Genomic DNA, 14586 nt, shown 5'->3' on the forward strand with positions numbered 1-14586 from the left:
TTGTATTGACTTGAAAGGTCTTCTTATTTTTACAAGAAATTACTGATTAATAGAAAGATGAAATATACAACACTACCCAATACCGATATAAAGGTTAGTAAGATTTGTTTAGGAACCATGACATGGGGAAACCAAAACACCCAAGAAGAAGGATTTGCACAGATGGATTTAGCATTAGACAAGGGTGTAAATTTCTTTGATGTCGCAGAGCTTTACCCTGTACCAGCAACGGCAGAGACCTATGCTGAGACAGAACGAATCATAGGCAATTGGTTTACTAAAACTGGTAATAGAGATAAGGTTGTTTTGGCGACTAAAATTGCTGGACCTGGCGATTATACAGCACATATTAGAACAACAGGATTTAGCAAAGAAGCACTTAATGAAGCTGTTGACAACAGTTTAAAACGCTTAAAAACTGATTATATAGATTTATATCAATTGCACTGGCCAGAGCGCCAAACCAATACTTTTGGTGTTAGAGATTATACACATAATCCTAATGACGGTTGGGAAGATAATTTCAATGAAATACTTCAAAATTTAGACAATATTGTTAAATCTGGTAAGATTAGACAAGTTGGTATTTCTAATGAAAAAGCATGGGGAACAATGCGTTATCTTGAAGAATCAAATGCCAATAAATTACCTAGAATGATAACGATCCAAAATGCCTACTCGCTTCTGAATCGAGTTTTTGAAGGTGATATGGCAGAAATTGCAATTCGTGAGAATATTGGTTTGTTAGCTTATTCTCCAATGGCATTTGGTGTTCTTTCTGGTAAATACATTAAAGGAACTGCAGCAGATAATGCAAGGCTAAAACTATTCCCGAGATTTGCACGCTACAGTAGTGAACAATCCACTGAGGCTACCAAACGTTATTTAAAAATAGCGGAAGATAATGGTATGACATTGGCCCAAATGTCTTTGGCTTTTGTTAATGAAAGACCATTCTTAACCAGTAATATTATTGGTGCAACAAACTTGGAACAGTTAGAGGAAAATATTGAGAGTATCAATATTTCACTGTCAAAAGAAGTAATGAATGAAATCAATAAGGTACATACTGAGATACCAAATCCAGCACCATAACTCAGAGATTAAATAAAATAAAAAAAGCCCTTCCAAATTGGAAGGGCTTTTTTCTAATAGATATTACTTGATTTTGTTATTATTTTTATCAAAAAAATGATATTCAAGATAAGTGTAAGCATCTCTAGGTAAGACTTTTACCCATTTTTTGTGTTCAAAAAACCATTTTGAACGCACTGATGGAAACCCCTTTGTTAAAAAGGCTGCTATAAAAGGATGTGCATTTAAGGTTACCTTTTTATAGTCTCTTTTAAAAATCCGTTCTAAGTCTTGATTGATTCTCTCTACCACCTTAATTGGTGCTTCGATTTCATCGCCTCCTACGAGATTTGGATTTTCTTCTTTTGTTTTAATATTACGCTCTGGCCTAACGCGTTGTCTGGTTATTTGCACTAAACCAAACTTACTCGGCGGTAATATTTTATGCTTTGCTTTGTCGTCTTTCATCTCATCTCTAAGATGATTGTAAAGTTTTTTTCTGTTCTCTGCTCTACCCATGTCGATAAAATCAATAACGATAATACCTCCCATATCACGTAATCGTAATTGGCGGGCAATTTCGGTAGCAGAGATTAAATTTACTTCTAGAGCAGTGTCTTCTTGGTTTTTTTCTTTATTAGAACGATTACCGCTATTTACGTCTATAACATGCATAGCTTCTGTATGTTCTATAACCAAATAAGCACCTTTTGCCATGGAAACGGTACGGCCAAATGATGTTTTTATTTGACGCTCAATACCATATTTTTCAAAAATTGGCACTCCATTTTTATAGTACTTTACAATAGACTCTTTTTTCGGTGCAATCTGTTGCACGTAATCTTTTACTTGTATGTACAATTCTTCGTCATCCACAACAATACCAGAAAATGAATCATTAAAAATATCTCTCAAAATTGAGGACGCTTTGTTCATTTCTCCCAATACTTTTGTAGGATGATGCGCTTTGTACAATTTTTTACACATTGCTGTCCATCTACCCAGCAAATTCTGTAAATCATTATCTAGCTCGGCAACTCTTTTGCCTTCTGCTACAGTACGTATAATAACACCAAATCCTTTAGGTGTGATACTCTTAACAAGTCGCTTTAATCTGTCTTTTTCTTCTTGAGATTCAATTTTTTGAGAAATTGAAATACGATTAGAAAAAGGGACTAAGACTATGTATCTACCAGCAATAGATAATTCTGAACTAATGCGTGGTCCTTTTGTAGAAATTGGTTCTTTTACTACTTGTACTAAAATTGATTGATTGGATTTAATAGCATCGGCAATTTTACCGTGCTTGTTTAAATCTTTTTCTAATGGAAAGTCTTTGAGTCTATAATCTCTTAATTTCCCTGTGCTTACACGTTTAATGAATTTTAAAAGAGAAGGTAACTGAGGTCCAAGATCATGATAGTGTAAAAAACCATCTTTTTCATAACCAACGTTTACAAACGCGGCATTTAGACCTGGTATAACCTTGCGAATTTTAGCAATAAAAATATCACCTACTGCAAAGTTATTGTCTTCTTCATCTTTATGTAATTCAATAAGTTTTCCATCTTTTAATAAGGCAAAATCAACAATATCAGAACTCGATCTTACGATTAATTCTTTGTTCATAATGTTAATTTAAATCTAGCTCTTAATTGAGTTAGATGGATTTTACTAAATTTTTTGACACAGGATTTTAGTATCCAACAAACTTAAGAACACTCTATTAAATGCTTCTTAAATTCTATATCAAAGAACGTTTTTTTAAAACTGAAAAAAGTAGTTTAAAAACTACTTTTTTCAGTTTATTTCTTTTTGTGACGATTAGCGCGTCTACGTTTTTTACGCTTATGCGTCGCTACCTTGTGTCTTTTTCTCTTTTTACCACTTGGCATAGTTAATAATGCTTTTAGTTAATATTTTTTTTACTACCTATTTAGTTAACTTCAACATTAGATTTTACACCTTCTAAAAATACTTTAGCAGGTTTAAAAGCAGGTATGTTGTGAGCAGGTATTTTAATCGTAGTATTTTTTGAAATATTACGACCAGTTTTTTCAGCTCTAGTTTTAATTATAAAACTTCCGAAACCTCTTAAATACACATTATCGCCTCCTTCTAATGATGATTTTACTTCTTCCATAAAGGTTTCTACTGTAGCTTGAACATCTCCTTTTTCTATACCTAGCTTATCAGAAATTTTAGCTACTAAATCAGCTTTTGTCATTGTTATTAGTTTTAGGGTTATTATAAATTCTAAGGGATGCAAATATAGGTAATTTAAATTCAATATTTCAAGCGTAATTAATTAAAATTTAACACTATAAAGATTTAATTTTGCAAAACCTGATTTTTAATAAATGAATTTTCAAAAGCAAATAACTCACTGGTATTCAATACATAAACGAGATTTACCATGGAGAGCTACAAAAAACCCGTATAATATTTGGCTTTCGGAAATAATATTACAACAAACTCAAGTTAAACAAGGGTTGCCATATTATCTTTCATTTATCAAGGAATTTCCTACTGTTTTTGACCTTGCAGACGCTACTGAAGAACAGGTATTAAAACTTTGGCAGGGACTGGGCTATTATTCTCGAGCAAGAAATTTACATACCACAGCTAAAAATATTGCCTTTAATCTTAACGGTGTTTTCCCAGACAACTATAAAGACTTGTTGTCTCTAAAGGGAGTTGGCGACTATACTGCAAGCGCCATCGCATCGATTTGTTTTAATGAAGCTTCTGCAGTTGTAGACGGAAATGTTTATCGCGCATTATCTAGATTCTATGGTATAGATACACCTATTAATAGTACAAAGGGAATTAAAGAATTTAAGGAACTTGCTTCAACCCTAATTGACCATAAAGAACCAGGAAATTATAATCAAGCCATAATGGAATTTGGTGCAAGACAATGCCGACCAAAAAATCCAGATTGTAATTCTTGCCCTGTGTCGAACAGTTGCTATGCTTATATAAATAAATCGATAGATCAACTTCCGGTAAAATTGAAGAAGACAAAAGTTAGTACAAAGTATTTCAACTTCCTGGTTTGTATTGACAAGAAAAAGAATACGGTTATAGAAAAAAGAACAGGCAAGGGCATTTGGCAGAACCTATATCAGTTTCCACTTATAGAATCAAACCGTAGTCTAAAAGCAGAGGAATTTAACTTATTGAAATTTGAAAATACAATTCTTGAAAATTCTAATTTTGAATTTTCCCTCTATAATGAAACTGACAGAATTCACAAGTTATCTCATCAACATTTACACACCAAATTTTGGATTATTGAGGTAGATCAATTACCTCAAGACAGCATTTCAATTGAAAAATTAAAATCATACCCTGCACCTGTATTGATAAGTAACTTTATTGACGAATTCAATTTTGAGGCGGTTTAATAATCACAAAAAATTATTACCTTTAATAGAGTATATAAAACTGTAACTTTGTAAAAAAATATAATAGATATGTCAGGGACGTTAAATAAAGTAATGCTTATAGGGCATTTAGGAGATGAAGTGAAAATGCATTATTTCGATGACAAAAATTGCGTCGGTCGTTTTCCTTTGGCAACTAACGAAACATACACAAATAAAACTACTAATGAACGTGTTTCTAACACAGAATGGCACAATATAGTAGTTAGAAATAGGGCTGCTGAAATTTGCGAAAAATACCTCACCAAAGGTGATAAAGTCTATATTGAAGGAAGAATTAAAACTAGAAAATGGACAGATGACAAGGGTATGGAACGCTATTCTACAGAAATTCAGTGTACGGATTTTACATTTTTAACAAATAAAAATGAACAACAGACACAACAGCCAAGTGCACCAACAACCAATATACAAACTCAACAGACAGAACAGAAGAGTGTTGTACCTGATGAGGATGATGATTTACCATTCTAAATAATTTAAATAAAACTAATTTGGACCCAGAACCCTCGGTTTTAATTTCAATTTTTCTAGCAATTAATACATCATTTCTAACAAGTATTATTTTACTTGTTATTTTACTTGCTTGTTCGGCAATGATTTCTGGAGCTGAAGTAGCTATATTTTCGTTAACAAAGTCTAATATTGATGAAGGCATAGAAAATAAGTCTGTAAAAATGCAGATTATTTCTGATCTCCTTAACAGACCAAAGAAACTACTTGCCACTATTTTAGTCGCAAATAACTTCATTAATATTGCCATTGTTTTATTGTTTGCATATCTAGGCGAAACCATATTTAGCAATATCACTAACAGTATCGCAAGGTTTTTGTTGGAGGTAGTTTGTGCAACATTCTTAATCCTATTATTCGGAGAAATAATTCCGAAAATATATGCGAGTAGAAATAGTGTTCAATTTTCTTCTTTTATGGCCAGACCATTAAAGATATTAGACGTTATTTTTTCTCCTATTAGCCTACCTATGAGGTATGTTACAATGAAAATTCAAAATACATTTGGTAAACAAAAATCCAATCTCAGTGTTGATCAGTTATCACAAGCATTAGAGCTTACAAATGATGAAGATACCACACAAGAAGAGCAAAAAATATTACAAGGTATTGTGTCTTTTGGAAATACAGACACAAAACAAGTAATGCGTCCGAGAATGGATTTATTTGCGTTAGATATAAATACACCTTATGAAACCATTATTAAAGAAATAATAAACAATGGATATTCTAGAATACCTGTTTATGAGGAATCAATTGATACCATAAAAGGCGTACTTTATGTTAAAGACCTACTACCTCATCTAAATAAAAAGAAATTCAACTGGACCAAGATTTTAAGAGAACCATTTTTTGTGCCTGAGAACAAAAAACTCGATGACCTTATGGTAGAATTTCAGACAAAAAAAGTTCATTTAGCTGTAGTGGTAGATGAGTATGGTGGCACATCTGGTTTGGTTTCTCTGGAAGATATTATTGAAGAAATAGTTGGAGATATCAGTGATGAGTATGATGATGAAGATTTAATTTACACCAAGCTCGATGACAATAATTATAGTTTTGAAGGTAAAACACCTCTAAAAGATGTCTATAAAATTGTAGGAATTGAAGAAGATATTGATGACTTTGAATCTAAAAAAGGAGATGCCGAAACTTTAGCCGGTTTTGTTTTAGAGATTTCTGGTGGATTTCCTAGAATTGGTAGTAAAATAAATTTCAAAACTTACGTTTTTACTATAGAGGCTTTAGAACGAAAGCGTATAAAACAAATAAAACTAACCTTAATTAAACCTATAGAATGAAAAAGGTAATTATACCATTAATAAGTCTTTTACTTCTTGGTTGTGGTAATGATCCTCTACCGAAGCCAAAAGGTTATTTAAGATTAGAATATCCGGATGCCAAGTATAAAAAGACTTCTATTCCATTGCCATTTACTTTTGACAAGAATCAAATGACAACTCCTGTTAAAAACATAAAATCTTCAGGTGAGGTCAAGGGAATTGATATCCAGTACCCTTCAATGAAAGCAACTATTTATCTTACCTACCAAAAAATAAGAAACAACAATTTGGATAGCCTTTTAAGAGATGCCCAAAACTTAACTCAAAAACATACGATAAAGGCAGATGAAATAGCAAGCAATTTATTTGAAAACAAAGAATCCAATAAATATGGCATGTTATATGAAATTGGTGGAGATGCTGCATCTCAATCACAGTTTTACCTTACCGATAGTATAAATCATTTTATTAGTGGTTCTCTTTACTTCTACGCAAAACCAAATTATGATTCTATTTACCCAGCATCTGAATATTTAAAAAGAGATATAAAGCGACTTATGGAGTCATTGAAGTGGAAGGAATAATTCTATTAAAGTTTAAACCAAAAAAAAGCAACCTTAAAAAAGGTTGCTTTTTTATTCTTCTATGTTGATAGATTAGAAGTTGTAACGAATACTTGCGTTAAACGTTCTTCCAATACCTAAGTAGTAACCAAATGCATTTCTTTGGTTGATATAGGCAGTGTTGAATAAGTTATAAACGTTAGCTCTAAATACCATAGGATTATCTCCTAATGAGAATCTATACGTTAAACCAGCGTCTGCTAAAGTATAAGCTGGTAATCTTACTGCTTCATACTTATTACCTGCTAAAGCCGCATCAACAACATCCTCTACGTCAATAAACTCATACAAATCTGTGAAGATATTGTAATCCATATCAACTGATAATCCTTCGCAAACATCTGCTCTAAATCCAACACCGAAAGATGTTTGAGGAGCATTTCCAATTTTCACATCAGTTAATTCAAGGTTTCCATCAGTAACTAAGAAATCACCTGTATCATCATTTTGTAAAGTATATGGTGTATCACCTTCATACTTCCAGTTACCTAATGATCCATAACCTCTTAAGCTCCATCCGGCTGCGACTGGTCTATATTCAAAATCAAATTCTACACCTTGGTGAATCTGAGTTACATCAGTAAATCTATAGATACCAAACTCATCCATAGGAAGGTTTGTTCCAACGCTAACAAATCTGTTACCCCATTCTGTTCTGTAGGCATCAACATTTATTCTTAAAACGTCATTTTTGAAACGATAACCTGCTTCTAAACCTAATATTTCTTCATTATCTATTTCTGGATCAACTAGAGCATTAGAATATCTAATATTTGCAAAAACATTATCTAAGTATGGTTGACGTGAAAAAGTACCTGCATTAGCAAATACAGAGTGATTACTATCAATATTATAAGAAGCACCACCTTTTACTTGGTATCCTGTCTTGCTTAATTTTTCAGATTTTCCTAAACCATCACCTACACCACCAAAGAAACCTTCTCTTTGATAAGACTGTGTTGAAAGTGCAGCTTGTACAAATACAGAGAAGTCATCTTTTGAATATTCTGCTTGACCAAATGCACCAAGATAGTTTATAACTTCTTCGTAGTTTCTGTCATATCTCTGATCGTCATCTGCAAAATCAAATAAAGTTGTCCAAGGATTTGCTTCAAAAGTTTCAGAAATCACATAATCGTCCGGACGCTCAGGAATTCTAAAGTTATCTACATAACCGTTTAGACCAAACTTATCAACTAATTGTCTAAAGTGAATACCGTTATATGTTCTACCATCAAAACCAACATTGAACGACCAGTTTTCACTAGTTTCAATATTTAAGTTAGATAATAAACCATACCAGTTATGGTTGTTCATAGAAGCTCTTCTTAAGTAAGAATCACCAAAATTACCATTACCGTTAGCATCTGCAGTAGCGATGTTATTATCTTCGATAGCGTCGAAGTTGATTTCTCTTTCGTTAAGACCAAAAATACCTACGTCTTGGTTTCTAATACGACCACGACCAAGGTTTCCAGTTCCACCACCACGGCCCCAAGACGCATAAAGTACAGTAGATAAATCTAAACCTTCTTTAATTTTCCAGTCCCAGTTTAAGTTAGCAACTGGCTTGTGGTAAAAGTTACGTCTTTCAGTAAAACGCTCACCTTCATAAAAACCAGAGTTATCATTAGCTTTTTCACCATACGCTTCATAGAATTCTAAATCTTCAGAGAAGTTTTGGTCGTGCCATTGTGGTGCACCAGTTAATAAAAAGTTGAATGTGTTATTTTCATTTGGCTTGTAACCAACAGATATCATATAGTTTTGTCCTTGACCAGCAGTACCAATTGAGTACTTTCTGTGAGCTTGCCAGTGATCTACCAATACAGAAAATGCCCAGCCTTTATCGTTAATACCAGAATTGTAGTTGATAGTTCCTTTCATATAACTATCGTTACCAGTTAAGAAACGTACAAAACCACCTTTTCTTTTGTCAGTTGTTTTAGAAACGATGTTTACAGTACCACCAACAGAAGAGATAGCAAGTTTAGAAGACCCTAAACCTCTTTGTACCTGTACTGCGTTAGCTACGTCTGACATACCAGACCAGTTTGACCAGTACATGTTACCATCTTCCATACCATTAATTGGCTGACCATTTAATAAGTATGCAGTGTTTGTTTGGTCAAAACCTCTTAAGAATATCTGGCTATCACCAAAACCACCTGCTTGATTAGAAACATAAACAGAAGGTGTGTTTTTCATGGACTCACCAAATTCTACGTTACCTGAAGCCTTAAGTTGAATGTCTCTACCTGTAATTGTCGATACTGCCACTGGTGTTTTTCTACCTTCAGCTAAATCGATAATTCCAGTACCAACAACAACAACCTCATCTAAGGTATTGTCTAAATTCAATACAATTGAACCAAAATCTGTATCACCGTTAAATGGAAGTGTTTTAGATTCAAATCCAACATAAGAAATTACAATTTCTCCAGATCCTGATTGAGCAGTAATTGTAAAATTACCCTCAAAGTCTGTAGTTGCACCATTTGAAGTTCCATTAACAATTACGTTAGCTCCTGGAAGGGGTGCATTCATCTCTCCGTCAATTACCTTACCGGTAAGAGTACTTTGAGCAAAAGCCACTGTAGCAAATAATGTCAGTACAGTCGCAAATAAATAAGAGTTAAATTTTTTCATATAAAATTTAAGTTAATTGGTTTCTTTTAGTGTTGCAAAATTACATATAACTATAGTTATAACATTAACTAATTGTTAAAAATTTTAACACTGCAAATTAATTATTGATTCAATAACAATTGTGCGCGCATAATTTAATTATTAGAAACTTTTTAACAGTTTTTAGCAATTATTTTTATAAAAATCAACCAGTTGTTGAGTTGACGCATCGTGAAGATTGGCAACTGAATCATTATTCAGCTCCTTTAATATGGTTTTAGCAAGCTGTTTTCCTAATTCTACACCAAATTGATCGTAACTGTAAATATTCCAAATTATGCCTTGAACAAAGATTTTATGTTCATACATCGCTATTAGTTTACCCAGGCTTTCTGGTGTAAGTTTATTAATTAGTATAGAAGTTGTAGGTTTATTGCCTTCAAATATTTTAAATGGAAGTAGTTCTTTTATTTTATCATCAGACAAACTTTGCCCTTCTAATTCTGCCAATACTTCTTTTTCATTTTTACCATTCATTAATGCTTCTGTCTGAGCAAAGTAATTTGACATAAGCTTATCATGGTGATCTGAATTTCCATGTAAGGATTTTACAAATCCAATAAAATCAGCAGGAATTAGTTTTGTCCCTTGATGTATTAATTGAAAAAATGCATGTTGAGAATTAGTACCTGGTTCACCCCAAATTATAGTCCCTGTTTGATATGTTACAGGATTACCTGATCTATCAACACTTTTCCCATTACTCTCCATTATCCCTTGTTGCAAATAGGTAGCAAATTGATTTAAATATTGTGTGTAAGGAATTATTGCCTCACTTTCTGCATTGAAAAAATTATTATACCACACCGTTAGTAGAGCAGAGATAACAGGTATGTTCTGATTGAAATTCGCTGTTTTAAAATGATTGTCCATTTTATAGGCACCATCTAAAAGGCTTTCATAATTCTCATAGCCTAGAGCTAAACTAATAGACAAACCAACTGCACTCCAAAGTGAAAAACGACCACCAACCCAATCTTTCATTGGAAATATATTGTTTTCGTTTATACCAAACGCCTTGACACTGTCTATGTTTGTAGAAACTGCAACAAAATGATTGGCCACTGCCTCTTGAGGTAAAGACTCTAAAAACCATGATCTAATTGAATTTGCATTAGATAAAGTTTCCTGAGTGGTAAATGTTTTGGAAACAATAACAAATAATGTGGTTTCTGGATTTAGGTTTTTTATAATCTCTTTGTGATGATCTCCGTCTACATTACTTACGAAGTGAGTGTTTAAATGATTTTTGTAAAACTGCAAAGCATCTACAACCATAGCTGGTCCCAGATCAGATCCTCCAATACCAATATTAACTACGTCCGTAATCGCTTTACCGGTAAATCCTTTATGCTCTCCAGAGGACACAGAATTCGTAAACTCCTTTATTTTCTGCTTTACTTCAAAAACACCAGGTATTACATTAGCCCCTTCTACAAATGCTTCTGAATCTTTACTACTTCTTAAGGCTGTATGTAAAACAGCCCTTCCCTCAGTTGCGTTTATAATATCTCCTCCAAAATATTTTGATATTGCATCTTTTAAGTCAACTTCATTTGCTAAATCGGTTAAAAGATTTAAAGTTTCCTGAGTAACTCTATTTTTTGAAAAATCTACATAAAAATCTTCCCATTGAATCGTTAAATCTTTTGCTCTGTTGGGATCAGCCTCAAACAAATCTCTTAAATGTCTGTGCTCTATATTTTTAAAATGCAATTGTAGTTTATTCCATGACTTCGTAGAAGTCGGGTTGGTTGATTTTAATGCCATGATTTATAAAATTGGATCTACAGTAATTGTTGTTTCAACTTTCTTAGGTTCTGCTTCTAAGAAGAAAATATTATCCAATTGCTGTTTAATAGGTTTAATATGTTCTAAAAATCTTATTTTAAGACTATCTGATATCGGTTTTGCTTCAGGTAATTTTTGTTTAAAAGGATCTACTTGCCTTCCATTTTTCCAGAAGCGATAACAAACATGTGGACCACCTGTATTTCCTGTCATTCCAACAAGGCCAATAACATCGCCTTGCTTCACAAATTCACCTTTTTTTACTGTTTGCCTACTCATATGCAAGTATTGTGTAGTATAGGTGTCGTTATGTCGAATTTTGACGTACTTACCGTTACCACCTCGTCTGGTAGATTCTATTACAGTTCCATTTGCTGTAGCCATAATTGGTGTTCCTACTGGTGCAGCAAAATCAGTACCCTTATGAGGTCTAACTCTATTACCATAATACGCAATACGACGTTTTAAATTATAGCGTGAAGAAAGTCGACCAAATTTAACAGGCATTTTTAAAAAGGCACGTCTTAAATTTTTTGCTTTTTCATTAAAATAGTCCTTAATCCCTTTTATAGAATCAGTTACAAACTCAAAAGCATATAGTGAATCTCCATTGTGTTCAAAATAAGCGGCTTTTACATCATGCACTCCTGCATAAATAGAATCTGAAATATATTTATCTGTATAAATTACCTTAAATCGATCACCTTTTTGTAGCCTTCTAAAATCGATTGTCCAAGCGTAAATATCATCAGCCATTTTATATGCCAATACTTGGCTAATACCTTTTTGCTCAAGAGTTTCTGAGATATTGTTCTCTATTACTCCTGTGGCAGTTTTCTCAACGTAAGTAATTGGTTTTTTGCTGGTGTAGGCTTCAATTGAATCCTTAAAATTTATCACAACATAATCTTCAATATTAGGTTGATAAATAAATGTAGAAGGAATCTCAAGGCTATCTTTAGAACAAAGCAAAGTATATGGTTTACCAGGTATTAATCTTCTTGTAATATCAAAAGTGTCCTTAGCTTTTTCTGCAATCTCAAAAATCTTAGGATAACCTATTTTATTACGACCAAGTATTTCACCAAAACTATCCCCTTTTCTTATGGTATCACGCTTTACAACATAGTCATTAAGATTAAATCCAAACTCTAGAACCTTCTCTTCTACGACTATTTCAGCGATATCTTTTTTGTTGTCTATTGCAGAATCTTCATTCTTACAATTAAATAGAACTAATGCTATTCCGGCTAATGCTACTAATCGTTTAAATTGCATTAAGTGCACTTATTTTATATTGTTTCCCCAATTTTTTAATTCTTCTTCGGTCCATAAATCTGGGAAGAAAATTCTTCTTTGATATTTTGGATGCATATATTTTTTCCAATCACTTCCTCCTGTTGCTTCTCCATCACCAATACCACTTTCTATATAATGTACCGCAGCGTTATAATGAGCCATTACCCATTTGACGTTTACGGTATAATCATAGTGCCTCATGGCTTTAACAAGATCTTCATCATTCTGATCTTCTTCTGGCAACTCCTTAAAACGTGTCCAAAGATTTTTGGTGTTATACTTTTCCATAAATCTCAGAAACTCGTCTTTATAACGACGCTCAAAATTAATTAAAAGTGTGGATTTTTTACCTGTTTTATGATCTTTTCCTGCGGCTTGCCAATAAAGATGCTCAAAGGCGTGAGTATAAGGTGTATCTCTATTAATTGTAGATCTAAATCGGTAATCAATTAGATTGATTAATTCAGTAGACGCAAATTCAATAAATCTATATTGTGCACTTTGAAAGCCACTTGCTGGCGTAAGCGTATATCTAAACTTCATATACTGCTCTACTTCCATACCCTCCCTCATAATGTTAAATGATGTAGTAAGCATATCAAAATATCGACTAATGCGCATAATCTTATTCTCAAAATAAGCTACATCTAAATTTTCTTTTTCTGCAACTTGGTTAATCTCCCAAAGAATCATCTTGAAAATAAGTTCATTAATCTGATGATATGCTATAAACACCATTTCATCAGGCAAAGTAGTTCTCTGAATCTGAAGGTTTAAAAGAGCGTCTGTTTGTATATAGTCCCAATATGTAATCGGCTTGCTATATAGCAAGCCGTATAAATGGTCATCTGTGTCTTGATCTATTTTCTCGTACTTCTCTTGAAGTTGCTTTATTATATCGTCGTAATTGGGTTGGTCTTCCATAATTTAATCGTCAATTTCTAGCTGAAAAGAATGCTTTAGTCCTTTAAATGCTTCTAAATCTGCTCTTAAAGAACCTATAGCAAGGTCTGCCTTAATTTTTAAAGGAATTTTATTTTTATCGGCACTTACCCAAAGTGTTAAGCTTTCCTCCTCTTTAAAAACCCGTCCTGCCATTACATATGGTCTAAACTTTAATGTCTTTACTTTCACCCTTGATCCATTAATCTCAGTTTTAATGCTTTCCCTTCCTAAATATTTAAGTTTAAAACCATAGTTCTCTTCATCAAAAAACATTGTAGTTTTAATTTCATCACCTTCTTTTAGCGCATCAATATCAATGTTATTTCTAAGGTAATAATACATTGACACCATATCCTGGACATCACGTTCAGTAGTTATGGTTGTAACTTTTTTCCTTTTTTTGTTATTGACAATTGCCTTTTGTTCTTGATGGTTAAAGTTGATTTCGATATCCTTTGTATGACCACCTTCATCAATTTTTCTAATGAATTTGTAAGGTGCGCCTGTATTTTTATCAAAATAACTCTCATAGCGATCCCTAACTTTAAAGAAAGCATTGATTAATCCAGTGGTTTTACCCTTACCAACAACATGGAAAACAGGCTTACCATCTAATACCTTTTCATCTATTTTTAAAGTTGCTTCACCAGCCTTTAACCAGCCACTATAACTCATCTTAAATTTAAACCATTCTCCTTTTTGGAAAGCAGTATCCTTCTGGACTCCAGGCGTTCCCAGCCCAGCAAAAAATAATAATATTACAAAAATATATTTCATAACTCTTCTAGTGTAAATGTAAATAATGTAACACATTATATGTGTTACAGTTATCTTAATAAATCCAAACTAGTTTCTAGTTTACATTAAGGGTATTTACAATTACTATTCCAAAAGTATTAAATCATAAAAACACATCCCAAT

Annotated in this window: 12 protein-coding genes; 5 read left to right on the top strand and 7 right to left on the bottom strand. The window is 32.9% G+C overall.

Going from position 1 to position 14586, the window contains the following annotated elements; all coding sequences use genetic code 11:
• Window positions 1-57: 57 nt before the first annotated feature.
• Window positions 58-1095, top strand: a complete 1038-nt coding sequence (locus tag LBV24_RS03070; protein WP_224477119.1) for an aldo/keto reductase — start codon at window positions 58-60, stop codon at window positions 1093-1095.
• A 63-nt stretch (window positions 1096-1158) separates the two neighbouring features.
• Here LBV24_RS03070 and LBV24_RS03075 read toward each other — a convergent pair whose 3' ends face one another.
• Window positions 1159-2703 (bottom strand): Rne/Rng family ribonuclease, encoded by a 1545-nt coding sequence (locus LBV24_RS03075; protein WP_224477120.1) that lies wholly within the window; start codon window positions 2701-2703, stop codon window positions 1159-1161.
• 307 nt (window positions 2704-3010) lie between these two features.
• On the bottom strand, window positions 3011-3301 hold the full coding sequence (locus LBV24_RS03080; RefSeq protein WP_224477121.1) for an HU family DNA-binding protein: 291 nt from the start codon (window positions 3299-3301) through the stop codon (window positions 3011-3013).
• A gap of 133 nt (window positions 3302-3434) precedes the next feature.
• On the opposite strand from LBV24_RS03080, the gene mutY reads away from it, so the two are divergent.
• The 4 genes from mutY (at window position 3435) to gldD (ending at window position 6903) form a co-directional block, all read left to right on the top strand.
• On the top strand, window positions 3435-4484 hold the full coding sequence (gene mutY, locus LBV24_RS03085) for an A/G-specific adenine glycosylase (protein ID WP_224477122.1): 1050 nt from the start codon (window positions 3435-3437) through the stop codon (window positions 4482-4484).
• A 69-nt stretch (window positions 4485-4553) separates the two neighbouring features.
• Window positions 4554-4997: a single-stranded DNA-binding protein gene (locus LBV24_RS03090; protein ID WP_224477123.1), complete on the top strand. Its 444-nt coding sequence runs from the start codon at window positions 4554-4556 to the stop codon at window positions 4995-4997.
• Window positions 4998-5017: 20 nt separating this feature from the next.
• Window positions 5018-6337: a gliding motility-associated protein GldE gene (locus LBV24_RS03095; RefSeq protein WP_224477124.1), complete on the top strand. Its 1320-nt coding sequence runs from the start codon at window positions 5018-5020 to the stop codon at window positions 6335-6337.
• Window positions 6334-6903, top strand: coding sequence for a gliding motility lipoprotein GldD (gene gldD / locus LBV24_RS03100; RefSeq protein ID WP_224477125.1), 570 nt, complete (start codon window positions 6334-6336; stop codon window positions 6901-6903). The genes LBV24_RS03095 and gldD overlap by 4 nt, the downstream gene beginning before the upstream one ends.
• Before the next feature lie 72 nt (window positions 6904-6975).
• Here the strand turns inward: gldD and LBV24_RS03105 are convergent, their stop codons facing one another.
• From LBV24_RS03105 to LBV24_RS03125, 5 genes are all read right to left on the bottom strand, one after another.
• Window positions 6976-9591: a TonB-dependent receptor gene (locus tag LBV24_RS03105; protein WP_224477126.1), complete on the bottom strand. Its 2616-nt coding sequence runs from the start codon at window positions 9589-9591 to the stop codon at window positions 6976-6978.
• A gap of 162 nt (window positions 9592-9753) precedes the next feature.
• The gene (pgi, locus tag LBV24_RS03110) at window positions 9754-11400 is read right to left on the bottom strand and encodes a glucose-6-phosphate isomerase (protein WP_224477127.1); all 1647 of its coding nucleotides are present in this window, start codon (window positions 11398-11400) and stop codon (window positions 9754-9756) included.
• Between the two features lie 3 nt (window positions 11401-11403).
• Complete coding sequence (locus LBV24_RS03115) at window positions 11404-12699, bottom strand: peptidoglycan DD-metalloendopeptidase family protein (RefSeq protein ID WP_224477128.1); 1296 nt, start codon at window positions 12697-12699, stop codon at window positions 11404-11406.
• 9 nt (window positions 12700-12708) lie between these two features.
• Window positions 12709-13644 (bottom strand): tryptophan 2,3-dioxygenase family protein, encoded by a 936-nt coding sequence (locus LBV24_RS03120; RefSeq protein ID WP_224477129.1) that lies wholly within the window; start codon window positions 13642-13644, stop codon window positions 12709-12711.
• A gap of 3 nt (window positions 13645-13647) precedes the next feature.
• Window positions 13648-14442, bottom strand: a complete 795-nt coding sequence (locus LBV24_RS03125; protein ID WP_224477130.1) for a DUF3108 domain-containing protein — start codon at window positions 14440-14442, stop codon at window positions 13648-13650.
• Between the last annotated feature and the right edge of the window lie 144 nt (window positions 14443-14586).

The sequence above is a fragment of the Winogradskyella vincentii genome (assembly GCF_020166345.1).
In the GTDB taxonomy this organism is placed as follows: domain Bacteria; phylum Bacteroidota; class Bacteroidia; order Flavobacteriales; family Flavobacteriaceae; genus Winogradskyella; species Winogradskyella vincentii.